The sequence below is a fragment of the Lelliottia amnigena genome, from assembly GCF_019047465.1.
Classification (GTDB): Bacteria; Pseudomonadota; Gammaproteobacteria; order Enterobacterales; family Enterobacteriaceae; genus Enterobacter; species Enterobacter amnigenus.
Genome location: NZ_CP077236.1, coordinates 2,472,197 through 2,498,855, shown reverse-complemented (window position 1 = coordinate 2,498,855; position 26,659 = coordinate 2,472,197). Strand labels below are relative to the sequence as shown.

General features: G+C 53.4%; 24 protein-coding genes. 8 read left to right on the top strand and 16 right to left on the bottom strand.

Annotation, left to right across the window (positions count from 1 at the left end; genetic code table 11):
- Positions 1–17: 17 nt before the first annotated feature.
- Complete coding sequence (gene djlA, locus I6L74_RS11740) at positions 18–839, bottom strand: co-chaperone DjlA (protein ID WP_012016013.1); 822 nt, start codon at positions 837–839, stop codon at positions 18–20.
- 240 nt (positions 840–1,079) lie between these two features.
- On the opposite strand from djlA, the gene lptD reads away from it, so the two are divergent.
- From lptD to apaH, 6 genes are read left to right on the top strand one after another with little or no spacing between them, the layout of a single operon-like run.
- A complete protein-coding gene (gene lptD, locus I6L74_RS11735) occupies positions 1,080–3,425 on the top strand; it encodes an LPS assembly protein LptD (protein WP_059180147.1) in 2,346 nt (781 codons plus the stop codon).
- Positions 3,426–3,478: 53 nt separating this feature from the next.
- Positions 3,479–4,765, top strand: coding sequence for a peptidylprolyl isomerase SurA (gene surA, locus I6L74_RS11730; protein ID WP_059180148.1), 1,287 nt, complete (start codon positions 3,479–3,481; stop codon positions 4,763–4,765).
- A complete protein-coding gene (gene pdxA / locus I6L74_RS11725) occupies positions 4,765–5,751 on the top strand; it encodes a 4-hydroxythreonine-4-phosphate dehydrogenase PdxA (protein WP_059180149.1) in 987 nt (328 codons plus the stop codon). The genes surA and pdxA overlap by 1 nt, the downstream gene beginning before the upstream one ends.
- The gene (rsmA, locus tag I6L74_RS11720) at positions 5,748–6,569 is read left to right on the top strand and encodes a 16S rRNA (adenine(1518)-N(6)/adenine(1519)-N(6))-dimethyltransferase RsmA (RefSeq protein ID WP_012016009.1); all 822 of its coding nucleotides are present in this window, start codon (positions 5,748–5,750) and stop codon (positions 6,567–6,569) included. Before pdxA ends, rsmA begins: the two co-directional genes overlap by 4 nt.
- Positions 6,570–6,572: 3 nt before the next feature.
- On the top strand, positions 6,573–6,950 hold the full coding sequence (gene apaG / locus I6L74_RS11715; protein WP_059180150.1) for a Co2+/Mg2+ efflux facilitator ApaG/CorD: 378 nt from the start codon (positions 6,573–6,575) through the stop codon (positions 6,948–6,950).
- A 3-nt stretch (positions 6,951–6,953) separates the two neighbouring features.
- Positions 6,954–7,802, top strand: a complete 849-nt coding sequence (gene apaH / locus I6L74_RS11710) for a bis(5'-nucleosyl)-tetraphosphatase (symmetrical) ApaH (protein WP_059180151.1) — start codon at positions 6,954–6,956, stop codon at positions 7,800–7,802.
- A gap of 47 nt (positions 7,803–7,849) precedes the next feature.
- Here the strand turns inward: apaH and folA are convergent, their stop codons facing one another.
- The 9 genes from folA to I6L74_RS11665 all read right to left on the bottom strand — a co-directional run bounded on the left by folA (position 7,850) and on the right by I6L74_RS11665 (position 18,337).
- Positions 7,850–8,329, bottom strand: coding sequence for a type 3 dihydrofolate reductase (folA, locus tag I6L74_RS11705; RefSeq protein ID WP_059180152.1), 480 nt, complete (start codon positions 8,327–8,329; stop codon positions 7,850–7,852).
- Positions 8,330–8,443: 114 nt separating this feature from the next.
- Positions 8,444–10,309 (bottom strand): glutathione-regulated potassium-efflux system protein KefC, encoded by a 1,866-nt coding sequence (kefC, locus tag I6L74_RS11700; protein ID WP_059180153.1) that lies wholly within the window; start codon positions 10,307–10,309, stop codon positions 8,444–8,446.
- On the bottom strand, positions 10,302–10,832 hold the full coding sequence (gene kefF / locus I6L74_RS11695) for a glutathione-regulated potassium-efflux system oxidoreductase KefF (RefSeq protein WP_059180154.1): 531 nt from the start codon (positions 10,830–10,832) through the stop codon (positions 10,302–10,304). Before kefF ends, kefC begins: the two co-directional genes overlap by 8 nt.
- 104 nt (positions 10,833–10,936) lie before the next feature.
- A complete protein-coding gene (locus I6L74_RS11690) occupies positions 10,937–11,170 on the bottom strand; it encodes a YgdI/YgdR family lipoprotein (protein ID WP_012016003.1) in 234 nt (77 codons plus the stop codon).
- 101 nt (positions 11,171–11,271) lie between these two features.
- Positions 11,272–11,760: a toxin-antitoxin system YwqK family antitoxin gene (locus I6L74_RS11685; protein WP_059180155.1), complete on the bottom strand. Its 489-nt coding sequence runs from the start codon at positions 11,758–11,760 to the stop codon at positions 11,272–11,274.
- 127 nt (positions 11,761–11,887) lie between these two features.
- Positions 11,888–15,112: a carbamoyl-phosphate synthase large subunit gene (gene carB / locus I6L74_RS11680; protein ID WP_059180156.1), complete on the bottom strand. Its 3,225-nt coding sequence runs from the start codon at positions 15,110–15,112 to the stop codon at positions 11,888–11,890.
- Between the two features lie 18 nt (positions 15,113–15,130).
- Positions 15,131–16,279 (bottom strand): glutamine-hydrolyzing carbamoyl-phosphate synthase small subunit, encoded by a 1,149-nt coding sequence (gene carA / locus I6L74_RS11675; RefSeq protein WP_059180241.1) that lies wholly within the window; start codon positions 16,277–16,279, stop codon positions 15,131–15,133.
- Between the two features lie 454 nt (positions 16,280–16,733).
- A complete protein-coding gene (gene dapB, locus I6L74_RS11670; protein WP_059180157.1) occupies positions 16,734–17,555 on the bottom strand; it encodes a 4-hydroxy-tetrahydrodipicolinate reductase in 822 nt (273 codons plus the stop codon).
- 152 nt (positions 17,556–17,707) lie between these two features.
- Complete coding sequence (locus I6L74_RS11665; RefSeq protein ID WP_059180158.1) at positions 17,708–18,337, bottom strand: alanyl-tRNA editing protein; 630 nt, start codon at positions 18,335–18,337, stop codon at positions 17,708–17,710.
- 92 nt (positions 18,338–18,429) lie between these two features.
- Here I6L74_RS11665 and I6L74_RS11660 point away from each other — a divergent pair, with 92 nt between their 5' ends.
- The gene (locus tag I6L74_RS11660; RefSeq protein WP_059180159.1) at positions 18,430–19,335 is read left to right on the top strand and encodes a LysR family transcriptional regulator; all 906 of its coding nucleotides are present in this window, start codon (positions 18,430–18,432) and stop codon (positions 19,333–19,335) included.
- A 17-nt stretch (positions 19,336–19,352) separates the two neighbouring features.
- On the opposite strand, the gene ispH is transcribed toward I6L74_RS11660, so the two are convergent.
- From ispH to ribF, 5 genes are read right to left on the bottom strand one after another with little or no spacing between them, the layout of a single operon-like run.
- Positions 19,353–20,303, bottom strand: coding sequence for a 4-hydroxy-3-methylbut-2-enyl diphosphate reductase (gene ispH / locus I6L74_RS11655; protein ID WP_059180160.1), 951 nt, complete (start codon positions 20,301–20,303; stop codon positions 19,353–19,355).
- The gene (fkpB, locus tag I6L74_RS11650; RefSeq protein WP_059180161.1) at positions 20,284–20,754 is read right to left on the bottom strand and encodes an FKBP-type peptidyl-prolyl cis-trans isomerase; all 471 of its coding nucleotides are present in this window, start codon (positions 20,752–20,754) and stop codon (positions 20,284–20,286) included. The genes ispH and fkpB overlap by 20 nt, the downstream gene beginning before the upstream one ends.
- 55 nt (positions 20,755–20,809) lie before the next feature.
- Positions 20,810–21,310, bottom strand: coding sequence for a signal peptidase II (gene lspA, locus I6L74_RS11645; protein ID WP_059180162.1), 501 nt, complete (start codon positions 21,308–21,310; stop codon positions 20,810–20,812).
- Positions 21,310–24,126 (bottom strand): isoleucine--tRNA ligase, encoded by a 2,817-nt coding sequence (ileS, locus tag I6L74_RS11640; RefSeq protein ID WP_059180163.1) that lies wholly within the window; start codon positions 24,124–24,126, stop codon positions 21,310–21,312. Before ileS ends, lspA begins: the two co-directional genes overlap by 1 nt.
- A 37-nt stretch (positions 24,127–24,163) precedes the next feature.
- On the bottom strand, positions 24,164–25,102 hold the full coding sequence (gene ribF, locus I6L74_RS11635; RefSeq protein ID WP_059180164.1) for a bifunctional riboflavin kinase/FAD synthetase: 939 nt from the start codon (positions 25,100–25,102) through the stop codon (positions 24,164–24,166).
- A 328-nt stretch (positions 25,103–25,430) separates the two neighbouring features.
- Between ribF and rpsT the strand changes: the two genes are divergently transcribed.
- The gene (rpsT, locus tag I6L74_RS11630) at positions 25,431–25,694 is read left to right on the top strand and encodes a 30S ribosomal protein S20 (RefSeq protein WP_012015991.1); all 264 of its coding nucleotides are present in this window, start codon (positions 25,431–25,433) and stop codon (positions 25,692–25,694) included.
- Between the two features lie 57 nt (positions 25,695–25,751).
- Here rpsT and nhaR read toward each other — a convergent pair whose 3' ends face one another.
- Positions 25,752–26,654: a transcriptional activator NhaR gene (nhaR, locus tag I6L74_RS11625; protein ID WP_059180165.1), complete on the bottom strand. Its 903-nt coding sequence runs from the start codon at positions 26,652–26,654 to the stop codon at positions 25,752–25,754.
- Positions 26,655–26,659 lie beyond the last annotated feature (5 nt).

Below are 26,659 nucleotides of genomic sequence, written 5' to 3'. Positions count from 1 at the left end.
GCCGGGCAGACACCGCATTATTTAAAGCCTTTCTGCTCTTTAATCAGCTCGTACGCTTTCTGAATTTCCTGCGCTTTCTGCTTCGCCATCTCCATCATTTCCGGTGGTAACCCTTTAGCAACGAGTTTATCCGGGTGATGCTCGCTCATCTGCTTGCGATAGGCGCGCTTTATGGTGGTCGCATCGTCAGTCGGTTTAACTCCTAAAACGTTACAGGCGTCTTCCAGCGTTGGACCACGCTGCGCCTGTTGCCAGCCGCCACCCGCGGATTGCTGCTGTTGCTGATAGCCACCGCCAAACTGCGCGCCGCCCTGCATCATGCGCAAGAACTGATCGAACTGCATACGGGAAATACCCAGCTCTTCAGCAATCACGTACAGTACGTCTCGTTCGTTCGGATGCAGCGAACCGTCGGCGAACGCCGCCTGAATCTGGATTTCCAGAAACATCCTAATCAAATCAAAACGTCCGAAGCAGACGCTACGGAACTGACGCATTTTCTCGCGCAGCGGGTAATTATCCGCTTTACCGATGCGAAAGGCGTTTTGCGCCGCCACACGAGATTCACCGTGCAGACTCATTCGATCCATGAATACGCTAGCGATCTGAATGTCTGCTTCCGTAACCCGCCCCTTCGATTTGGTTAAGTGCCCCATCACCTCAAAAGTGGTGGCGAAAAACAGCGCCTGACGCTCACGCTGGTTGGCAAACATCGCAATCTTGCGACTGCGTGCTTTATCAAACATATGCCCGATAATCAGGCCCAGTAAGACGCCCCAAAACCCTGCGCCCATCAATAATGCGAATGCGACGCCAATTATTTTACCCCAATACTGCATATACTCCCCGTACGGTCATGTTCCTGGTCCGACTCAACTTCATTATCTCAGTGGTCGAGCCACGGTCAATTGAGGGACATCGCCTATAATTTGCATTATCATACTCGCCATTCGATAGCGAGCCTAACACTCTGACTCGCAAACGGGCAGGATTAACGCTGGTACTGCGCTGATGAGTAAGATAGTCTCTGACCGTTTGCCAGCGTAACGCCACTGATGATGGAACACTAAATACAACGTATGAAAAAACGTATCCCCACCCTCCTGGCCACCATGATTGGTGCGGCCCTGTATAGCCAACAGGGGCTAGCCGCCGATCTCGCCTCGCAGTGTATGCTGGGCGTCCCAAGCTACGATCGCCCGCTGGTTCAGGGCGATACGAACAGCTTGCCTGTCACGATTACTGCCGACCATGCGAAGGGTAATTACCCTGATAACGCCACGTTTACGGGCAATGTCGACATTAATCAAGGCAACAGCCGTTTGCAGGCAGATGAAGTTCAACTTCATCAGAAGCAGCCCGAAGGCGCGGCTGCTCCGGTACGCACGGTCGATGCACTGGGCAATGTGCACTATGACGACAATCAGGTCATCCTGAAAGGTCCGAAAGCCTGGTCAAACCTGAATACAAAAGATACTAACGTCTGGGAAGGTGATTACCAGATGGTCGGCCGTCAAGGGCGCGGTAACGCGGACCTTATGAAACAGCGCGGTGAAAATCGCTATACCATTCTGGAAAACGGCTCTTTCACCTCTTGCCTTCCTGGCTCGAATACCTGGAGTGTGGTGGGAAGCGAAGTGATTCACGACCGAGAAGAACAGGTCGCTGAAATCTGGAATGCGCGCTTTAAACTGGGCCCAGTGCCCGTTTTCTATAGCCCTTATTTGCAGTTACCGATCGGTGATAAGCGCCGCTCGGGCTTTTTGATCCCGAATGCCAAATACAGCACTACGAACTATTTTGAGTTCTATCTGCCGTATTACTGGAACATTGCGCCCAATATGGACGCCACGATTACGCCGCACTATATCCATAAGCGCGGCAATATTATGTGGGAAAATGAGTTCCGCTACCTGACCCAAGCTGGTGCAGGTCTGATGGAGCTGGATTATCTGCCTTCAGATAAAGTTTATGAAGATGAACACCCTACTGAGGGCGATCGCCACCGTTGGTTGTACTACTGGCAACATGCTGGCGTCATGGATCAGGTGTGGCGCTTCAACGTCAATTACACCAAAGTCAGCGATCCAAACTACTTTAACGACTTTACCTCTAAGTACGGTTCCAGTACCGATGGCTATGCGACGCAGAAATTCAGCGCAGGCTATGCAATTCAAAACTTCAATGCCACGGTATCGTCCAAACAGTTCCAGGTCTTTAGCAACCAGACGCGCAGCACCTACGGTGCAGAACCACAGCTGGACGTTAACTGGTATCAAAATGACGTTGGCCCGTTTGATACCCGCATCTACGGTCAGGCCGTGCATTTTGTAAACACCAATTCAGATATGCCGGAAGCCACGCGTTTACACATCGAGCCGGTAGTGAATTTGCCGTGGTCTAACGATTGGGCGAGTCTGGATACCGAAGCCAAGCTGATGGCAACGCATTACCAGCAAAAGAATCTCGATAATTACAACAGCACTAATAACGCAGATCTGGAAGAGTCCGTAAACCGTACGTTGCCGCAATTCAAGATGGACGGGAAACTGATTTTCGAACGTGATATGAATCTGGCGAGCGGTTATACCCAAACGCTGGAACCGCGTATGCAGTATTTGTATGTGCCTTATCGCGATCAAAGCAACATCAATAACTACGACTCTGCCTTCCTGCAATCGGATTACAGCGGCCTGTTCCGCGACCGTACCTATGGTGGTCTGGACCGTATCGCATCAGCAAACCAGTTGACCTCTGGCGTCACCACCCGCGTATATGATGATGCTGCCGTTGAACGTTTTAACGTTTCTGTGGGTCAAATCTACTACTTCACCGAGTCGCGCACCGGTGATGATGATATCAACTGGGAAAAAGACAACAAAACCGGTTCGCTGGTTTGGGCGGGTGACACTTACTGGCGCATGACCGATCGTTGGGGTCTTCGCGGTGGGGTGCAATACGATACGCGCCTGAATAATGTCTCGACGAGCAGTACCTCCCTTGAATATCGTCGTGACGAAGATCGTTTGGTGCAGTTAACCTACCGTTATGCCAGCCCGGAATATATCCAGGCGACATTGCCGAACTTTACCGCTCAGCAGTATAAAGAAGGTATTTCTCAGGTGGGGGGTACTGCAAGCTGGCCAATCGCCGATCGCTGGTCTGTCGTGGGGGCGTACTACTTCGATACCAATACCAGCAAGGCAGCTGACCAAATGTTAGGTTTGCAATATAACTCCTGCTGTTATGCGATTCGCGTCGGTTACGAGCGTAAACTTAACGGCTGGGATACCAGCAACAATCAGAGCAAATACGATAACGTGATTGGCTTTAATATCGAGTTGCGCGGCCTGAGTTCCAACTACGGTCTGGGTACTCAGCAGATGCTGCGTTCGAACATTCTGCCGTATCGTAGTTCCTTGTAATGTGCTTGATTTACAACGTAATCCGCTTTGCGGTTAATTGAAATGGAAAAAGTATGAAGAACTGGAAAACGCTGCTGCTCGGTATCGCTATGGTTGCGAACACCAGCTTCGCCGCGCCACAGGTTGTTGATAAAGTCGCCGCCGTTGTAAATAACGGTGTAGTCCTTGAAAGCGACGTGAATGGCATGATGCAATCTGTGAAGCTCAACTCGGGCCAGGCAGGCCAGCAACTTCCTGATGACGCCACGCTGCGTCATCAGATCCTGGAACGTTTGATCATGGATCAAATCGTGTTGCAGATGGGCCAGAAAATGGGCGTTAAAGTCACTGACGAGCAGCTCGATCAGGCGATTGCTAACATTTCTAAACAGAACAATATGACGTTAGATCAGATGCGCAGCCGTCTGGCCTATGACGGCATCAGCTATGCGACTTACCGCAATCAGATCCGTAAAGAGATGCTGATCTCAGAAGTACGCAATAACGAAGTGCGTCGCCGCGTCACCATTCTGCCGCAGGAAGTGGATCAACTGGCGAAGCAGGTGGGTAATCAGAATGATGCCAGCACCGAGCTGAACCTGAGCCACATCCTGATTCCACTGCCGGAAAACCCAACGTCCGATCAGGCCGCTGAAGCTGAAAGCCAGGCGCGTTCTATCGTTGAACAGGCGCGCAACGGCGGTGACTTCGGTAAACTCGCGATTACCTATTCTGCTGACCAGCAGGCGTTGAAAGGCGGCCAGATGGGTTGGGGTCGAATTCAGGAACTGCCTTCTATTTTTGGCCAGGCGCTGAGCACAGCGAAGAAAGGCGACATCGTGGGTCCGATTCGTTCAGGTGTGGGTTTCCACATCCTGAAAGTGAACGACATGCGTGGTCAGAGCCAGAACATCTCCGTAACGGAAGTGCATGCTCGTCATATTCTCCTGAAACCTTCTCCAATCATGACGGACGATCAGGCTCGCGTGAAGCTGGAGCAGATTGCGGCTGATATCAAGAGCGGAAAAACCTCATTCGCTAACGCGGCAAAAGAGTTTTCTCAGGATCCGGGTTCTGCTAACCAGGGCGGTGATCTTGGCTGGGCAGCGGCAGATATCTACGATCCGGCTTTCCGTGATGCGCTGATGAAGCTGAACAAAGGCCAGATGAGCACACCGGTCCACTCTACTTTCGGCTGGCATTTGATTGAACTGCTGGATACGCGCAACGTGGATAAAACCGACGCAGCGCAGAAAGACAGAGCTTACCGTATGCTGTTCAACCGCAAATTCTCTGAAGAAGCGGCAACCTGGATGCAAGAACAACGCGCCAGCGCATACGTAAAAGTACTGAGCAACTAATGCAACCACAGCGTGTTGTCATCACTCCCGGTGAACCCGCCGGGATTGGTCCTGAACTCGTCGTCCAGCTTGCGCAGCGTAGCTGGCCGGTTGAGCTGGTGGTCTGCGCAGACGCAACACTATTACAAGACCGGGCAACTATGCTCGGTCTGCCTTTAAGGCTCTTGCCCTATCATGCCGACAAGCCACCTGTTCCGCAGCAGCAAGGCACATTAACGCTTCTCCCCGTTGCACTTCGCAAACCTGCTACGCCCGGCGTACTTAGCACCGATAATGGTCATTACGTGGTGGATACGCTCGCTCGCGCCTGTGATGGGTGTTTGAATGGCGAATTTGCGGCGCTGATTACTGGTCCGGTTCATAAAGGTGTCATTAACGACGCAGGCGTTCCCTTCACCGGGCACACCGAATTCTTCGAAGAGCGCTCGCACAGCGATAACGTGGTCATGATGTTGGCAACGGAAGAGCTGCGCGTTGCACTGGCAACAACGCATTTGCCGCTCAAAGCCATCTCCGACGCAATAACGCCAGCACTACTGCGTGAAATCATTACGATTTTGCATCACGATCTGCGCACCAAATTTGGTATTGCGGATCCGCACGTACTGGTCTGTGGCCTCAATCCACATGCGGGTGAAGGCGGGCATATGGGTACGGAAGAGATCGATACGATCATTCCGGTGCTGAATGAGATGCGCGCGAAAGGGATGAATCTGAGCGGGCCGCTACCAGCGGATACCCTTTTTCAGCCTAAATATCTTGATAGTGCGGATGCTGTGCTCGCGATGTACCACGATCAGGGCCTGCCCGTGCTAAAATACCAGGGATTTGGCCGTGCAGTGAATATCACGCTCGGCTTACCTTTTATTCGAACGTCCGTTGACCACGGTACTGCGCTGGATCTGGCAGGAAAAGGCAAAGCGGATGTCGGCAGTTTTATTACGGCGCTTAATCTCGCCATCAAAATGATTATTAATACTCAATGAATACTAGAGTCCATCAGGGCCACTTAGCCCGCAAACGTTTCGGGCAAAACTTCCTTAACGATCAGTTCGTTATCGAAAGCATCGTGTCAGCCATCAATCCACAAAAAGGCCAGGCAATGGTCGAGATCGGTCCAGGCCTTGCAGCCCTGACTGAGCCCGTAGGCGAACGTCTCGACGAAATGACCGTTATCGAACTGGATCGCGATCTGGCTGCGCGTCTGAAAACGCATCCGTTCCTGGGGCCAAAGCTGACCATTTATCAGCAAGACGCCATGACCATGAACTTTGCCGAGCTGTCGGAGAAACTGGGCCAGCCGCTGCGTGTCTTCGGTAACCTGCCGTATAACATCTCCACGCCGCTGATGTTCCATCTGTTTAGCTATACTGATGCCATTGCTGACATGCACTTCATGCTGCAAAAAGAGGTCGTCAACCGACTGGTTGCAGGGCCAAACAGTAAAGCGTATGGTCGATTAAGCGTGATGGCGCAATATTACTGCCAGATCATTCCCGTGCTGGAAGTGCCGCCAACGGCCTTTACGCCAGCGCCGAAAGTGGAATCTGCAGTTGTGCGTCTGGTTCCACACGCTGTTATGCCGCATCCGGTCAAAGAGCTACGCGTGCTGAGTCGCATCACCACTGAAGCGTTTAACCAGCGCCGTAAAACGATTCGCAACAGCCTCGGTAACACCTTTACCGTGGACGTGTTGACTGAATTAGGTATCGACCCGGCCATGCGTGCGGAAAATATTTCCGTTGAGCAGTACTGTAAGTTAGCGAATTACATTAGCGATAACGCGCCGCCAAAGGAGAGCTAAGCCATGATCGATTCGCCCCGCGTATGTGTTCAGGTACAAAGCGTCTATATCGAATCGCAGTCCACGCCGGACGATGAACGTTTTGTTTTTGCTTACACCGTAACCATTCGCAATCTGGGGCGGATGCCTGTGCAACTGCTCGGGCGTTACTGGCTTATCACCAACGGCAATGGCCGCGAAATCGAAGTCCAGGGTGAAGGTGTGGTGGGCGAACAGCCCCACATCGCCCCTGGCGAAGAGTTTCAATATACCAGCGGTGCCGTTATTGAAACACCGATGGGTACCATGCAGGGCCATTATGAAATGGTTGATGTCGACGGCAATACGTTCCGTGTTGCGGTCCCTGTTTTCCGCCTCGCTGTTCCTACATTTATCCATTAAAACATGTCTACATATCTCATTGGCGATGTTCACGGTTGCTACGATGAACTGATCGCGCTGTTAAAGCAGGTGGATTTTACACCAGGACAAGACACCCTCTGGCTGACGGGCGATCTCGTCGCGCGTGGCCCTGGCTCGCTGGACGTGCTGCGATTTGTTAAATCACTGGGCGACAGCGTGCGCCTGGTATTGGGCAATCACGATCTGCATTTGCTGGCTGTTTTTGCCGGGATCAGTCGCAATAAACCTAAAGATCGCATTACGCCGCTGCTTGAAGCTCCCGATGCTGACGAGCTGATCAACTGGTTGCGTCGCCAGCCTTTGTTGCAGATTGACGAAGAGAAAAAGCTGGTCATGGCCCACGCCGGGATCACGCCACAATGGGATCTGCAAACGGCAAAAGAGTGCGCACGCGATGTAGAAGCGGTGCTGGCGAGTGACTCGTACCCGTTTTTCCTGGATGCGATGTATGGCGATATGCCGAATAACTGGAGTCCTGAGTTAAGCGGTGTGGCACGCCTGCGGTTCGTGACCAACGCCTTTACGCGGATGCGCTACTGCTTCCCGAACGGGCAACTGGATATGTACTGTAAAGACACGCCGGAAAACGCCCCTTCACCGCTCAAGCCGTGGTTTGCGATTCCGGGTCCCGTCACCAATGAATACAGCGTGGTGTTTGGCCATTGGGCATCGCTCGAAGGTAAAGGCACGCCAGAGAATATCTACGCGCTGGATACGGGTTGCTGCTGGGGTGGCGATATGACCTGTCTGCGTTGGGAAGACAAAGCCTACTTTATTCAGCCGTCGAATCGGCAACTGGATTTAGGAGAAGGTGAGGCGGTCGCCTCCTGACGGACAAGTTCCCTCTCCCGAGCAGGAGAGGGAGAGGGAGACCAATTTTAGCGACGTTCCAGAACTTCGAAGCAATAGCTGTGTGAGTTCTGCGCATCAGCATCGTGGAATTCGCTGAACACGGATTCCCACTCATCCGGATCGTAGTCCGGGAAATGGGTATCCCCTTCCACTTCCGCATCAATGTGCGTCAAATACAGCTTCTGCGCTTTTGGCAAGAACTGCTCGTACACACGCCCCCCGCCAATCACCATAATTTCGTCGGCGTCGCCACAGGCCGCAATCGCGTCATCGACAGACTTAACCCACTCAACACGATCGTCAGTACCAGGCTGGCTACTGATCACGATGTTTTTACGCCCCGGCAATGGACGACCAATTGACTCCCAGGTCAGGCGGCCCATCACTACCGGCTTGTTTAACGTCGTACGTTTAAACCACGCGAGATCGGCTGGGAGATTCCATGGCATGGCGTTTTCCATACCAATTACGCGATCTACCGCCAGCGCTGCAATCAGACTGATCATTGAAAATTTCCCGGATGCAAAAAATTGCCGCCACTATACGTAAAGCTTAATCTTTCGTCGACTACAGCCAGAGTAAAGAAGCGGAAATTTTTCAATATTGCTGGAAACGCCACGTCACACCGTCGGTTTACTCTCCGGCTCATCGCGTGGATCGCCAGTGTGCTTGCCCTCTTCCGTACCCTGCCAGCCGTGACGCTGGGTCAATGACAGGTGATTACGGTCCTCATTAATGATTTCCGTCAGCATCGCGCTGGTGCGTTTTACCGCCGCGGCGCGGGATGAAGCATCCCCGTCGGCCATCTCCACCATCTCTTCGACCATATCCAGATTGAAACGGCGGAACAGATCGGCGCGTTCCCGCGCTTCGTACGCCCCCAGGCCTAAACCTTCCAGTGCCATGCGCCCGGTTTTGAGCGCCCCCTCAAATGTCTCACGCTCTGGCGTTTCAACACCCGCCTGACGCAGCTTGATGTAATGATCGACATCGCGGGCCCGCGAGATAATTTTCAGATTCGGGAAATGTTCCTTCGCCAGTTCTGCCAGCTGCAGGTTGGTGAGCGGATCGTCAATCGCATTGATCAACACTTCCGCTTTTGCCGCACCTGCAGACTCCAGCAGATCGACACGCGTGGCATCGCCGTAAAAGACTTTCATGCCGAATTTACGCAGCGTTTCGATATGGTCAGGATCGTGATCCAAAATCACCATTTTTACGCCGCTGGAGAGCAACAAACGACCGGAGATCTGACCAAAACGACCAAATCCGGCAATGATCACCCGCGGTTGTTCTTCGTCTATTTCATCCGCTTCGCGCTCCTGCTCGCTGCCCGACTGTTCGAGGCGAGTCAGCAGTACCAGCAGAATCGGCGTCACGGCCATCGACAGCGCAACGGCGAGGGTTAACGCTTTTGCCCATTCCGGATCCAGCACGTTTGCCATTTGCGCCGCGCCAAAGACCACGAATGCGAACTCACTTCCCTGCCCCAGCAGCACGGCAAACCAGCGGCGCTGTCTGTTCGGGACGTTCAGTGGGCGAGCAATCAGCCACAGCATCCCCATTTTAATGACCAGGAAACCGACCAGCAGGATGAGGATCCGCAGCGGATGCGTCACCAGCGTGCCAAAGTCTACCGACATGCCGACACCGATGAAGAACAGCCCCAGCAGCAAACCTTTGAAAGGCTCGATATCGCTTTCCAGCGCATGACGATATTCCGAGCTCGCCAGCAAAACGCCCGCCAGGAACGCCCCCATCGCCATGGATAAACCCGCCTCTTCGAGAAGCAGGCCAAAGCCAAACACCAGGAAAAGGGCCACGGCGCTGAACACTTCGCGCAGGCCGGAACGCGCGACAAAGCGCAGCAGCGGGCGCGTCACATAACGCCCGAGCAAAATCACCAGCGCCAATGCCCCCGCGACTTTTAGCGCCGACAGCGCAAAGGCACCCAGCGTGGTCGATGAACCGCTTGCCGCCAGGAGCGGGATCATCGCCACCAGCGGGATAGCCGCGATGTCCTGGAACAGCAACACAGAAAAAGTGCTGCGCCCCATCTGGGAAACCGTCAGGTTACGCTCGTTCATCGCCTGCATCGCAATGGCCGTCGACGAAAGTGCCAGCGTCATGCCGATCAGCTCCGCGACTTTCCAGTCCATTCCCAATAAGATGCAAAAACCGCCCAGCAACGCACCACAGGCAACCATCTGCAACGCCCCACCGCCAAAGACCGAGGCGCGCAGTTTCCACAAACGCCGGGGATCCAACTCCAGACCAATCACGAAGAGCATCAGCACCACGCCGATTTCAGCAAAATGCAAAATCGACTCGGCATCGGTCACCAGGCGGAAACCCCACGGACCGATAATGCAGCCTGCAATCAAGTAGCCGAGTACGGAACCTAAACCGAGACGCACGGCAACGGGCACGATGAGAGCAGCCGCTCCCAAATAGATCAGCGCTTGTATGAGCGTATGGCTATCCATTGTGCGTCTCCTGCCAGTCGAGTAAGCGTTGTTTGTAGTGACGCGCCTGAGCCTGTAGCGTTTCGTCGTCGCAGACAAACGTGCAGTGCATCGCAAAAGGAGGGAGCCATTTCAGCCCGCAGTAAAGCGCGGTCGCCTGGAGCGGTTGCGCCAGTACGTCGAAACCAGGATGAGAGCCAATATCAAAATGCGCTTCGCCACCGCCCGTGGTGACAGCCCAGAGCACACTTTTGCCTTTCAATGCATGGCCGTTATGCCCATACGCCCAGCCGTGGGAGAAGACTTTGTCGATCCACAACTTCAGCAGCGCGGGCGTGCTGTACCACTGCATTGGATGTTGCCAGACGATCAGATCGGCACGCGAAATCGCCTCCTGCTCGGCGGCGATATCGATATTAAAATCGGGATAGAGTTCGTAAAGAGAGCGTATTTCTACGCCATCGAGCGCTTTTACCTGGTCAAGCATCCGCTTATTGGCGTGCGAATGACGCGGATAAGGGTGCGCATAAATAATTAAGATCATCAATTAGCCTGTTGTTTTACTGCCTCTTTTAACAAAAGAGTGTAGTCAGTAATTCAACAGGCTAATAGTGAATATTATTGACGAGGCAAATGGATAAAACTGACTTAGTTTTTCAGTTCGCCCATCGATTTCACCTGGTCGCGGTTAATCTGCTCGGTCTTGCCAGTTTCCGCATTTTCGTAGGACACCAGTCCGGTGTCGTCATCAACCTGCGGTTTACCATCGGTGACAATCGTTTTGCCGTCGGTCGTTTTCACCGCTTGATTCGATGAACAACCGGCTACGGTAAAGAGCGCTGCGGCTGCAAAAATGGATGTCAGCAAAAGTTTATTTTTCATGATGTTCTCCCTGTTGATCGTCATTTCTTACCTTCTGACCCTACACTTTAGCGGCAATATCCGACCGCCAGGAAAAATGCAGAACACTCTGATGCCGCGCCTTAACGTTTCTGTGGGAAACCATCTTTATAGATAACTGTTTGTAAAACCTTGCCGTTGGCATCGTAGGTTTTCGCTTCGCCGTTCGCGACGCTATCCTTGAAGGTAATAGTGGTGCGCAGTTTTCCCTCCTGGGTATAGCCCTGAGAAAGCCCTTCTGCCTTACAGTTCACCAGCGGTGTGTGCGTTCTTAACGTGCCGTTCGGATAGTAAATATCAATGTATTCATTGAAGCAGCGGTTCTTCACCACGGTCTCAAACTTCTTGCCGCCGTTGTCATATTTCTCAATCAGTTTCCCTTCCGGCACGGTTTCCGCCACGTTGATCACTGGCGTGGTGAGCTTTTTCTGCGGCTGGAGATCGTCCTGCAGCCCTTTAGCATAATCAGGCGTCATGCCCATGCCATCAATCGTGTTGGTCACTGAAGAGGCAAAACCCGCACAGCCAGACAACAGCGAAACCAGAGATATCACGACAAGTGAACGTTTCACGACACACTCCTTTTATTTTGAATGCATAAAAGGTGCGGCTAACGCGCGCGCTACGCAACCGCCAAAAATGGCTGGAAAGGCAATAAAAAACCCGCCGAAGCGGGTTTTGGGATGATTCTGAGACGTGTTACTTCGCGATTTGCGCGTGCATTTCCTGCACTGAAATTACTTTCTCGGTGGCATCCGCATTCAGCGCCATCGCCGTGGCGAAACCGCCGTTCAGGGTGGTGTCGTAATGCACTTTGTACTGCAGCGCACTGCGGCGAATCAGCTTGGAGTCTTCAATCGCCTGACGCCCTTCGGTGGTGTTGATAATGTAGGTGTACTCGCCATTCTTGATACGGTCCTGAATGTGCGGACGGCCTTCATGCACCTTGTTCACCAGACGCGGGTTTATGCCGGCTTCACCCAGCACGATGGCGGTGCCGTGCGTGGCATCCAGCTCAAAGCCCTGCTTCAACAGCTTCGCCGCCAGGTCCACCACGCGCTCTTTATCGCCTTCGCGAACGGAGAGCAGCGCGCGCCCCTGTTTTCTCATGGTAGAGCTGCTGCCCAGCTGCGCCTTCGCGAATGCTTCTGCGAAAGTGCGGCCCACGCCCATGACTTCACCGGTTGAGCGCATTTCTGGCCCTAACAGCGGGTCAACGCCCGGGAATTTGTTAAACGGCAGCACCACTTCTTTCACCGAGTAGTACGGTGGGATAATTTCTTTCGTTACGCCCTGCTGCGCCAGCGTCTGACCCGCCATCACGCGTGCCGCCACTTTCGCCAGCGGTACGCCGGTGGCCTTAGAGACAAACGGTACGGTACGCGCCGCGCGCGGGTTGACTTCAATCAGATACACTTCGTTATCTTTCACGGCAAACTGCACGTTCATCAGACCGCGAACCTGCAGCTCGAAGGCCAGTTTCTGCACCTGCTGGCGCATCACGTCCTGGATCTCCTGGCTCAGGGTATAAGCCGGAAGAGAACACGCAGAGTCACCGGAGTGAACGCCAGCCTGTTCGATGTGCTCCATGATGCCGCCAATCAGCACCGTTTCGCCGTCGCAGATAGCATCCACATCCACTTCCACCGCATCGTCAAGGAAACGGTCCAGCAGGACTGGCGCATCATTCGAGACGCTGACAGCGGTCTGGAAGTAACGGCGCAGGTCAGCTTCGTCGTAGACGATTTCCATCGCACGGCCGCCCAGCACGTAGGACGGGCGCACCACCAGCGGATAGCCGATCTCTTTTGCCTTTTCAACGGCCATTTCAATCGCCGTCACCGTGGCGTTTGCAGGCTGTTTCAGCTTCAGGCGGTCAACCGCTTTCTGGAAGCGCTCGCGGTCTTCTGCACGGTCAATCGCATCCGGGCTGGTACCAATAACCGGAACGCCAGCGGCTTCCAGTGCGCGCGCCAGCTTCAGCGGCGTCTGGCCGCCGTACTGCACGATGACGCCTTTTGGCTTCTCGATGCGCACGATTTCCAGCACGTCTTCCAGCGTGACCGGCTCAAAGTACAGGCGGTCAGAGGTATCGTAGTCGGTGGAGACTGTCTCTGGGTTACAGTTGACCATAATGGTTTCGTAACCGTCTTCGCGCAGCGCCAGCGAGGCGTGTACGCAGCAGTAGTCAAACTCAATGCCCTGGCCGATACGGTTTGGACCACCGCCGAGCACCATAATTTTATCGCGGTCAACTGACGGGTTCGCTTCGCACTCATCTTCGTACGTGGAGTACATGTACGCCGTGTCGGTCGCGAATTCCGCAGCACAGGTGTCTACGCGTTTGTAGACCGGGTGCAGGTTGTACTGGTCGCGCAGCTTACGAATTTCTGATTCACGCACGCCTGCAAGCGTAGCCAGACGCGCATCGGCAAAGCCTTTACGCTTCAGCATGCGCAGGAAGTCCGCGTCGAGTCCGGTGATACCCATTTCCGCAACTTGCTCTTCCAGACGCACCAGCTCTTCAATCTGCACCAGGAACCAGCGGTCGATGTTGGTCAGGTTGAACACGCCATCGACGGACAGACCCGCGCGGAACGCATCGGCGATGTACCAGATACGCTCGGCACCCGCGTCTTTCAGTTCACGGCGGATTTTGGTCAGCGCTTCAGGGTCATCCAGGCTCACTTTCGGGTCAAAGCCCATCGCCCCCACTTCCAGGCCGCGCAGCGCTTTCTGCAGGGATTCCTGCTGAGTACGGCCAATCGCCATCACTTCGCCGACGGATTTCATCTGCGTGGTCAGGCGGTCGTTTGCGCCCGCAAATTTCTCGAAGTTAAAGCGAGGAATTTTCGTCACAACGTAGTCAATAGACGGTTCGAACGACGCCGGAGTACGGCCACCGGTGATGTCGTTCATCAGTTCGTCGAGGGTGTAACCCACCGCCAGTTTCGCCGCCACTTTCGCAATCGGGAAGCCGGTTGCTTTGGACGCCAGCGCGGAAGAGCGTGACACGCGCGGGTTCATTTCGATAACAATCAGGCGACCGTTTTTCGGGTTCACGGAGAACTGTACGTTAGAACCGCCGGTTTCAACGCCGATTTCACGCAGCACCGCCATCGAGGCGTTACGCATGATTTGGTATTCTTTGTCGGTCAGGGTCTGCGCTGGCGCCACGGTGATGGAGTCGCCGGTGTGGATGCCCATCGCATCGAAGTTTTCAATCGAGCAGACGATGATGCAGTTGTCGTTTTTATCACGCACCACTTCCATCTCGTACTCTTTCCAGCCAATCAGCGACTCGTCAATCAGCAGCTCTTTGGTTGGGGAAAGATCCAGACCGCGCTCGCAAATCTCTTCGAACTCTTCGCGGTTGTAGGCAATCCCGCCGCCGGTCCCGCCCATGGTGAAGGAAGGACGGATAATGCACGGATAGCCCACGTCAGCGGCAACCGCCAGCGCTTCTTCCATGTTGTGCGCGATGCCGGAACGTGCGGTATCGAGGCCGATTTTTTTCATTGCCACGTCGAAACGGCGGCGGTCTTCAGCTTTATCAATCGCATCGGCAGTCGCACCAATCATGGTGACGCCAAATTCAGCCAGTACTCCCTGACGCTCAAGCTCCAGCGCACAGTTCAGTGCAGTCTGGCCGCCCATGGTTGGCAGAACCGCATCCGGACGTTCTTTTTCAATGATTTTGCGTACCACTTCCCAGTGAATCGGCTCGATGTAGGTTGCATCGGCCATTTCCGGGTCGGTCATGATCGTCGCCGGGTTGGAGTTCACCAGAATGACGCGGTAACCCTCTTCGCGCAGGGCTTTACACGCCTGCGCGCCGGAGTAGTCGAATTCGCAGGCCTGGCCGATAACGATCGGGCCAGCGCCAAGGATCAGGATGCTTTTTATGTCTGTACGTTTTGGCATGATTCTCTAGGCTCCTGATTATTTAGCGGTCTGACGGTACTGCTCAATAAGGTCGATAAAGTGATCAAACAGCGGCGCGGCATCGTGCGGGCCTGGGCTCGCCTCCGGGTGTCCCTGGAAACTGAACGCGGGCTTATCGGTGCGATGAATACCCTGCAGAGTCTGGTCGAATAGCGATTTATGCGTTACGCGCAAGTTGGCAGGCATTGACGCCTCATCAACCGCAAAACCGTGGTTCTGCGCGGTAATCATCACCGTATCATTATCGATATCTTTCACCGGGTGGTTACCACCGTGGTGGCCGAACTTCATCTTGATGGTTTTCGCACCGCTCGCCAGCGCCAACAGCTGATGGCCGAGGCAGATGCCAAATACCGGAATATCGGTTTCAAGGAAGGTTTTGATTGCGTCGATAGCGTAATCGCACGGCGCCGGGTCACCAGGACCGTTGGAGAGGAAAATCCCGTCCGGATTCATTTTCAGCACGTCGTCAGCAGGCGTTTGCGCCGGAACAACCGTCAGGCGGCAGCCGCGATCCACCAGCATGCGCAGAATGTTGCGCTTAGCGCCGTAATCGTACGCGACGACGTGGAACGGCAGCTCATCTTCTTTCTTCGCTTCTGGCAGTTCGCCCGCCAGCGTCCAGCTGCCTTGTGTCCAGCTGTATGCTTCGGAGGTGGTGACTTCTTTTGCCAAATCCATGCCGTTCAGGCCTGGGAAGGCTTTCGCTTTTTCCTGTGCCAGCGCAGCATCAAGGTTGTCCCCGGCAATGATGCAGCCGTTCTGTGCGCCTTTCTCACGCAATAAACGGGTCAACTTACGGGTATCGATATCGGCAATCGCCACGATGTTGTGACGCTTGAGGTAAGAAGAGAGGTCCTCCGTACTGCGGTAGTTACTGGCAATCAGCGGCAGGTCGCGAATAATCAGACCTTGTGCATGGACCTGGGAAGATTCAGCATCGGCTTCATTGGTGCCGACATTACCGATATGGGGGTAAGTAAGGGTGACGATTTGGCGGGAATAGGAAGGATCAGTGAGGATTTCTTGATAACCGGTCATTGAAGTATTGAAAACGACTTCCCCAACCGCCGAACCTGTTGCCCCTATGGCCCGACCGATAAACTGGGTTCCGTCTTCCAGAACCAATAGCGCTGACTTAATCAAAACACCCTCCAAAGAATATTCACTCACTTTATCTGCATATTAATTCACAACAAGGTCATGAAGCAACGCAAATTTGCTGCCAGTGGATTTTCGGCAAACGGCGGCATTCTCGGGATTTGTAGGGGCAATGTCAACTGAAAACGGATATTTTACGTATTCTTTTAGCCACCTGGTGATAACAAAGGGTCTTAATCGATAAAAAGATCAACCAAATCACGGAGGAAAACGTTTGTACACGGAGTTTAATTGATTTCGGCAGCGTGCCACGGTAAAAACCAGACCAAATGGTCAAAATTCACAGTAACGCAACAAAAAAAATGAATAAATCGTATTAAAAAACATATTACACATAGAATTTGAATTGGAATGGTTAAAATAAAAGGGCAATAAATTATTGCCCTGTGTAATCAATTAATTATGACTACAATAACCACATCACGAAGGGTAAATAAACTCATAATTCGTTGAGATTAAGCACATCTCGCATATCAAAAAGACCGTTTTCTTTCGATTTCAACCACAATGCAGACCGCACAGCGCCATTAGCGAAGGTCATTCTGCTGGAGGCTTTATGCGTGATCTCCACTCTCTCACCAATATCGGCGAAAATAGCGGTATGTTCGCCGACGATATCGCCTGCACGCACGGTTGAAAAACCGATTGTCCCCGGCACGCGTTCACCGGTGTGACCTTCACGTGTATAAACCGCACAGTCTTTTAAATCTTTATCAAGTGCATAAGCAATCGCTTCGCCCATCGCCAGAGCCGTTCCGGATGGCGCATCGACTTTATGGCGGTGATGCGCTTCGATAATTTCGATATCCGTATAGTCGCCCATCACTTTGGCCGCTTTTTCCAGCAGTTTGAGCATAACGTTGACGCCCACGCTGAAGTTCGCAGCAAAGACAATCGCGATATCCTGTGCGGCGTCTTTAATCGCTTGCTTGCCTGCATCATCAAAACCCGTGGTACCGATGATCATCCCTTTACCGTGCTGGCGACAAAAAGCCAGATGATCCAGCGTGCCTTCCGGGCGTGTAAAATCGATGAACACATCAAAATCAGCTTTAACCGCCTCAAGACTGCTTTGCACCGTAACGCCTGAATGCCCTGCGCCAGCCAGCTCACCCGCATCCGTACCCAAAAGCGTAGAGCCTTCGCGTTCCAGCGCCGCACCCAGCACAACGCCCTCCATCTGCAGCGCAGCCTGAATCAGCTGACGGCCCATACGTCCACCCGCGCCCGCAATCGCGACACGGACCTGTGCATCATGCATAGTTATTCTCTTACGTTAAAAGTATGTAAATCGTTTTCAGATTAACCAGCCTTTGAGAAGGCTGCCATCTAAAACGCCGATAATTAGAATTTTATGATAAACAGGGAGAGATATCAGTAAAAGGCATGATTCGAGCCGAGAGCGGAACAGCATCACAGAACGCGATAACTCACGATGAGCTGTCCCTTTTTCTGCTTAACGTTACTTATCTCCACCTCTCCCAGTTTACTGAGATCGGAAATATGGGTACCGCCACATAAATAGGCCGGTAAATCGCCAAACCACACTTTCCTGCGGCCTTCGTCCATTTCCACGTTACGCATGAGTTTCTCGGATCGCCAGCCATCGATACGTTCTTTGAACATGTCGGCACTGGGTGCAGCACCGTCTTCACCCGGTATGAACGTGATCCGCCCTTCGCCTGGCCAGTGGTGAGCTTTTACCGGACGCCAGCCAAAGCGCTCCCCGGCATAGCCAATCAGATGACCAGCCGTATGCCAGCGGGAATGAAGATCTCTCACTGCGGCATCGATCTGGATATCCACTTCGCCCCTGGCAAGCGAACGCGCCAGAATGTGCACGATATTCTCGCCACGCTGAACAACCTCTTCTACCGTGACCCCAGCTATCCAGCCTTTGTCCGCCGGTTGCCCACCGCCCTGTGGATGGAAAAGGGTCCGATCCAGCTCAATGGCATAGCGACCATCCTGCTCCTCGGTGCAACGCACGATCTGCGCCCGGCCCGCTGTCATATCTTTGGTGTAATAAAGACGCTCTGTCATGGTTGTTCTCCTCTTAATCATGACAGTATATTCAATACGTGAACGTTGATAATTAGCCTCTTAAACAATGAACTTTTGCCTGAGAAACACAAATGAAAGCGACATTGCTTCCCGATCTTGCGACCTTTGTTGCCATTATTGAACACGGGAGCTTTTCTGCTGCTGCCCGAATTGTCGGTGCCACGCCGTCCGCAATGAGCCGCTGCGTCTCGCGGCTGGAACAAGAGATGGGCGGCAAACTGCTGCATCGAACCACGCGTAAGCTGGCGCTTACCGAAACCGGGAAATCGGTATATGAACACGCACTGGATATGCTTGAGGCAGCGAAACAAGCACTCGATTCTGGCAGCAGTCTGCAAACCGTTGCGCAAGGAAGGCTGACGCTGAGTGTGCCCAAGGCGGTGGGGCGATTTGTCATTCATCCACTGATCCCGGAATTTCTCAATCGTCATCCGCAAATTGATGTGTGTCTGCGCCTTGAAGACCGCTATATGGATCTGATTGATGACGGTGTGGATCTTGCCTTACGAATCACTAATACACCGTCTCCGGGCCTGTATGGCAAAGCCCTGATGCCCGTGACCCATATAATTGGCGCAACGCCAGAATATCTCCGTCGGACAGGCATACCGCTGCATCCGCAGGATCTGCGTACGCATAGCTGTATTTCATTGGGTGAAACCCCTGCCGATTCTCGCTGGAAGTTTTCACTTCATGGGAAAACAGAAACTGTGCAAACGCGTGGACGCTATGCCGCCAACCATACGGGCGTGCGGCTGGATGCCGTAAAACGTCATTTGGGTATTGGTAGCTTACCGCTATTTACCGCTCGTGAAGCGCTGGCGTGTGGGGAGATCGTGCAGGTACTGCCGGAATGGGAATTTATCAGTAGCTATTCGGGTGATCTCTGGCTTCTTTGGACGCGTAACAAACATATGCCAGCCAGAATGCGAGCGATGATTAACTACCTGAGCGAAAAAATGCCAGTCATTCAGTGACTGGCATTTTGGGTATTTTATTCGACTTCTCGCGCGTCGATGCGTAACTCTTTCGGCACTTCGAAAACGATATTCTCTTCGCGGCCTTCCAGCGGCACTGCCTCGCCACCGCCCAGCTCCTGCAAACGCTTGATCACGTTTTGCACCAGAATATCCGGCGCGGAAGCGCCAGCAGTGACGCCCACGCAGTTCACGTCTTTAACCCACGCTTCCTGGATATCGGTCGCATCGTCAATCAAAAACGCCGTTTTCCCCATACGCTGCGCCAGTTCGGCCAGACGGTTAGAGTTAGACGAGTTCTTAGAACCGACAACCAGCACCACATCAGCTTGTTCAGCCAACGCGCGTACCGCTTCCTGACGGTTTGTGGTGGCATAGCAAATATCATCTTTGCGCGGCCCGACGATTTTCGGGAATCGCTTACGCAGAGCGTCAATGACGTCTGACGTATCGTCAACGGAGAGCGTGGTTTGGGTCATGAACGACAGCTTAGCGTCGTTTTTCACGTTGAGCGTCAATACATCTTCCGGCGACTCGACCAGATACATGCCCCCTTCCGGGTTGCTGTATTGACCCATTGTGCCTTCGACTTCCGGATGCCCCGCATGACCAATCAGGATCGACTCTTCACCACGACGGCTGGCGCGGGCGACTTCCATATGGACTTTGGTCACCAGCGGACAGGTCGCGTCAAACACGGTCAGATCGCGACTTTTTGCTTCGTTACGAACGGCCTGAGAAACACCGTGCGCGGAGAAAATCAGGATCGTGCCGTCGGGCACTTCGCTGATCTGCTCGATAAAGATCGCGCCGCGCTCACGCAGGCTTTCAACCACATAGCGGTTGTGCACCACTTCGTGACGCACATAAATAGGCGCGCCGTAGATTTCCAGCGCGTTTTCAACAATGCTGATAGCGCGGTCAACGCCGGCGCAAAAACCGCGCGGGTTAGCCAACAGGATCTGCATTTGTTTCCTCCAGTGCCGGATCGATCTCCAGCACTTCAACATCAAAATGAACGGTACGCCCGGCAAGCGGATGGTTGAAATCGACGGTAATGGAATCGCCGTTGATCTCGCGGATCACGCCAGGCATTTCACTGCCATCCATAGCGGTAAAGAGCATAATTGCGCCGATTTCCGGCTCGCCCGCGTCCATAAATTCGCGACGCGAGAAATACTGGATAAGATCCGGCGACGGCACGCCAAACGCAGCATCCGGCTCGAGCGAAAAGGCTTTTTTCTCGCCTTCTTTCAGACCTAAAAGCTGTTGTTCGAGGCCTTCAGAAAGTGAGGTATCACCGAGGCGAAACAGCGCAGGTTTGCCGTTGTTGCGGGTAGATTCAGCGGTGGAACCATCTTCCATCTTCAGCGTGAAGTGAACCAGGACCGCGCTATTGCTCTGTATGGATTTAGACATGCAAATCGTCCAGTTGTTTTAGCCCGGCGGCATAACGCTCACCGGGCAATAAAGATTACGCCTGTTTCTTCGCGGCAGCGTTTGGCAAAAAGCCTTCCAGCACAATCATCGCCGCGCCAATGCAAATGGCGCTATCAGCCAGGTTGAACGTCGCGAAGTGCCAGTTGCCGACGTAGAAGTCGATCATATCGACGACAAAGCCGTGCCACAGACGATCGAACAGATTGCCCAGCGCGCCACCAATAATCAGCGCGTAAGCAATGTTGTTCAGCTTCTGGCTAGCCTTCGAGCGATACATCATCACGGTCAGCACCAGGCAGATACCCAACGCGATACCCGCGAAGAACCAGCGTTGCCAGCCGCCACTGTCGGCGAGGAAGCTAAACGCCGCGCCGTAGTTGCGCGCATAATGCAGATTCAGTGACGGGAACAGCGGTACCGTATCCCCCAGAGCAAAGTTCTGGAGGATCAGGAACTTGCTGCCCAAATCAATAATCAGCACGACGACCACCAGCCATAGCCAGCGCAGTCCTGTTGAACAAAAAGATTTAGTCATCAGGCAAACTTACGTTTTTCGCCATCACCGGCGATGTTAGTAACACAGCGTCCACAGATTTCTGCGTGTTCCGCCACCTGGCCGACATCGGTGGTGTAATGCCAGCAACGCGGACATTTATCACCTTCGGCTTTTGCCAATGCCACTTTCAGCCCTTTGAGCAGTTCGCTCTGCTGAGCATCAGCGGTAGCTTGTGCATAATCGGCAACCTGAGCACCCGAGGTCAACAGGACAAATCGTAATTCATCACCCAGCGCGGTCAGCTTCGCGGCGAGTTCTGGTTCTGCGTACAACGTCACTGCCGCTTCCAGAGAACCACCGACTTTCTTGTCGGCGCGCGCCTGTTCGATAACTTTGTTCACTTCGCCACGCACTTTCAGCAGCTCGTCCCAGAAGGTATCGTTCATCGCTTCGGTTTCAGCAAGACCAAACAGACCTTCGTACCATTCGCCGGTGAACACGTATTTCTCGCGATCGCCTGGCAGGTAGGCCCAGATTTCATCTGCGGTGAAGGACATGATTGGTGCCATCCAACGAACCAGCGCTTCTGCGATGTGGAACAGCGCGGTCTGGCAGCTGCGACGCGCCACGCTGTCGGCTTTCGCGGTGTACTGACGGTCTTTGATGATGTCGAGGTAGAACGAGCCCATCTCGATGGAGCAGAAACGCATCAGGCGCTGCACCACTTCGTGGAAGTCGTAAGACTCGTAGGCTTTCAGAATATCTTCCTGCGCCGCTTGCGCACAGCCTACCGCCCAACGATCCAGAACGACCATCTCTTCCGGTTTCACCATGTCGGTAACCGGGTTGAACCCGTTCAGGTTGGCGAGCAGGAAGCGCGCGGTGTTACGGATACGACGATAGCTGTCGGCAGCGCGTTTCAGGATCTCATCCGATACCGCCATCTCACCGGTGTAGTCCGTTGATGCCACCCACAGACGCAGAATGTCCGCGCCGAGTTTGTTCATCACGTCCTGCGGAGAAACGGTGTTACCGATGGATTTGGACATTTTACGGCCCTGACCATCCACGGTGAAACCGTGAGTCAGCACCTGACGGTAAGGCGCTTTGCCTTTCATCGCGGTAGAGATCATCAGAGATGACATGAACCAGCCGCGGTGTTGGTCAGAACCTTCCAGATACATATCGGCAGCGTGACCCGAGAACTCAGGACGCACGTCAACTACGGAAGAGTGGGTTGAGCCAGAGTCGAACCAGACGTCGAGGGTGTCAGGCACTTTCTCGTAATTGTCGGCGTCAGCGCCCAGGATCTCTTTTGAATCCAGATCCCACCATGCCTGGATGCCGTCGGCTTCAACGCGTTTGGCTACATCTTCCATCAGTTGGAGGGTATTCGGATGCAGCTCCTGCGTCTCTTTATGCACAAACAGAGACATAGGCACGCCCCAGGTACGCTGACGGGAGATACACCAGTCAGGACGGTTGGCGACCATGGATTCGATACGCGCCTGGCCCCAGTCCGGGATCCACTGCACGCCTTTGATCTCTTTCAGAGACTGCGCGCGCAGGCCTTTCTGATCCATGCTGATGAACCACTGCGGGGTCGCACGGAAGATGATCGGCGACTTATGACGCCAGCAGCATGGATAGCTGTGCTGCATCTTCTCAACGTGCAGCAGCGCACCGCTTGTACGTAGCATGTCAACGATGATGTCGTTAGCTTTGAAGACGTTGATACCGTCCAGCGCCGGGTAGGTGCCCGGCAGATAAGCGCCGTCCGGGCCAACCGGATTCGCGATTTCCAGACCGTATTTCAGGCTGATATTGTAATCGTCCGGACCGTGCCCACCAGCAGTATGAACCGCACCGGTACCCGCTTCCAGCGTGACGTGATCGCCTAAAATGGCTGGCACGTCGAAATCGAGGAACGGATGTTTAAAGCGTAGCAGTTCAAGCTCAGCACCGTTCACCGTACCCAGCACGGTGTAATCCTTGATGTGCGTACGTTTCAGTACGCTCTCAACCAGATCTTTCGCCAGGATCACCGCCTGCCCTTCAATCTGCACCAGCGCATAATCGAAATCAGCAGAGAGGGAAATGGCGCGGTTAGCAGGCAACGTCCACGGCGTGGTGGTCCAGATAACCAGAGAAATAGGGCCGTTTACGGAAGAGACACCGAATTTGGCTTTAACCGCGTCCGGATCTACAGCGTGGAAAGCCACGTCGATAGAAGGAGACGTTTTGTCGTAATACTCTACTTCGGCTTCAGCCAGCGCAGAACGGCAGTCAACGCACCAGTGCACAGGCTTCGCGCCTTTATGCAGGTGGCCGTTACCGATGATTTTACCCAGCGCACGAATAATGTTGGCTTCAGTTTTGAAGTCCATGGTCAGGTATGGACGTGACCAGTCGCCCAGCACACCCAGACGGATAAAGTCTTTACGCTGACCATCAACCTGCGCGGCCGCGTATTCACGGCATTTTGCGCGAAACTCCGCTGCCGTGAATTTCTCACCCGGCTTGCCGTATTCTTGCTCTACTTTCAGCTCGATCGGCAGACCGTGGCAGTCCCAACCCGGCACATAAGGCGAGTCAAAACCCGTGAGCCCTTTGGACTTCACGATAATGTCTTTCAGAATCTTGTTTACAGAGTGACCAATATGAATGCTGCCATTCGCATAAGGAGGGCCATCATGCAGAATGAAGGATTTTTTGCCTTTCTTAGCGGCACGAATGATGCCGTACAGGTCATCTTCGGTCCAACGTGCCAGCATTCCCGGTTCACGCTTGGCGAGATCGCCGCGCATCGGGAACCCTGTTTCCGGCAAATTCAGGGTCGATTTATAGTCACTCATTAGATTCTCGGTTCCGTATTTAAAACTCATTCAGGCGTTAAGCCGGGTTCGATAGCCCAAAATATTCGCGGGCCGTTAACTCATCGCGCGCAATTTGTGCTTTCAGCTCATCAAGCGAAGCAAATCGCTGCTCATTGCGTATTTTTTTACGCAGGATTACATCTATATGGCGACCATAAAGGTCCATTACAACGTCCAGCAGATGTACTTCCAGCTGCTGACGCACACCGGCAACCGTTGGGCGGGTACCAATGTTGGCAACGCCGGGCAAAAGCGTATCGCCAAGCCCGCTGACTTCAACCGCATACACCCCTTTCACCGGGGATACCTGACGACGCAGCGGTACGTTCGCCGTCGGGAAACCTATTGTGCGCCCTAGCGCGTCACCATGCACAACGCGGCCTGAAATCGAGAACGGATGCCCTAAGAGGGTCTCCGCCACGTCCAGCTGGTCGTCGGCGAGTGCCAGGCGAACCGCCGTACTGCTCACACGCACGCCGCCTTCACAGAACGTCATGGTGCTGGTGACATCAAAGCCGAATTCCAGACCCGCCTTCTGTAATAACAAGAAATCCCCCTGACGACCAGCGCCAAAGCGGAAATCATCGCCCACGGCAAGAAACTGCACGCCCAGACGTTTGACCAGCAGATCGCCAACGAAAGCCTGCGCCGTAAGCGCAGCAAAACGTTGGTCAAAACGTACGCACAGTACGTAATCCACGCCACACTCTGCCAGATAGCGCAACTTGTCGCGCAGTCGCGTTAAGCGAGCGGGGGCTTTATCACCCGCAAACAGCTCCAGCGGTTGCGGCTCAAAAATCATCACCACAACAGGCAGACCACGGGCCTGGCCCTCTTTACGCAATCCCTGCAACAGCGCCTGATGACCACGATGTACGCCGTCGAAATTACCAATTGTCAGCACGCACCCATGAGGGGCCTGGCTAAGATTATGTATGCCGCGTATCAGCTTCATGACAGGCTCAAGACAGTGAAAATCGCCAAAGTATACCTTGTACAGCGGTTAACGTTAACTGGCGATTGTTCCCTCACTTCAGAAAGCGGCCATGATTTCATGGACCTTATCTTAAGAAGCAAAAAAATCTGCCTGCCAACTGCGTTTTTTGTGCCGAAAGACTGTATTCAAGAGAGACAAGCTGGTAGAATCCTGCGCCATCACTACGTAACGTAGCGTCGCCATTTAAACGGCGCTTATTTGCACAAATCCATTGACAAAAGAAGGTATAGAGGGCATATTCCTCGGCCTTTGAATTGTCCACATAGATCATATTTGGGAGTTGGACTTGGCTAATATCAAATCAGCTAAGAAACGTGCCGTTCAGTCTGAAAAGGCTCGTAAGCACAACGCAAGCCGTCGCTCTATGATGCGTACTTTCATCAAGAAAGTATACGCAGCAATCGAAGCTGGCGACAAAGCTGCAGCGCAGAACGCATTTAACGAAATGCAACCAATCGTGGACCGTCAGGCTGCTAAAGGTCTGATCCACAAAAACAAAGCAGCGCGTCATAAAGCAAACTTGACCGCGCAGATCAGCAAACTGGCTTAATCGCCACTTGTTGTTGCTTGTTTAAAGAACCCGCTTAACGCGGGTTTTTTTATTGGCTTAACGTGACGCTGGCGGAGTAAACAACGCCGAGTAGTCGCGGTTACAGATGCGCTGCACCGCCGGATGTTGAATCATTCGCTCAGCGAATATCGCGTGGTACTCTTCCATCACGTTATCCACTCGTCCAATCTCCGTTACCTTCTCATCGATATAAAGATCGTGCGCGTACAGCGTCGGCGCGACAAAAATAGCGTTATGCGCTTCGCCAAAGGCTTTCATCAGCGCGGCATCATCAAACTCCCCAAGGATCTCCACTTTCAACCCCTGCGAGTTAAACCAGTTGAGCAGCTTACGCCCCAGCATCGATCGCCGTCCCGGTACTAACAGCCGTCGCTCCTCGAGACAGGCTGGAAACGGTTTTTCCGGCGGCGGGTTAATGCACCAGAAGCTCACCCCGCATTCACCTATCTTCACCGAGAACAACCCCTCCTGCTGCGTAGAATCAATCGGACAATCGGAAATGATGATATCCAGCTTATGCTGGCTCAACTGCTCCAGCAGCATCTCGTGTGTGGATTCAAAGCAGCGCAGATGGATCTGTTCATCTTCTACCACCGCCGCGTCCAGCACACCGCTTACCAGGCGTTTTGAGAGCGCATCCGCGACGCCGACATCAAAGAGTAAATTCGACTCTTTGCGATAGTTGACGATATCGAGCATTTCCTGGCTCAGCGTGAACATCTTATCGGCATAGCGAAACACCAGTTCGCCAAGCTCGGTTGGCTCAATTCCGCGCCCTTTACGTTTAAACAGCTTCCCTTGCAGACGTTCTTCAAGTGCCTTTATCTGACCGGTAATGGTCTGCGGCGTCAGATATAACGCCTCTGCCGCCCCCACAACGGAACCCTCTTTGTAGACATTCCAGAAGTAGTAAAGATGGTTGTAATTGATATGAGACATCGTAT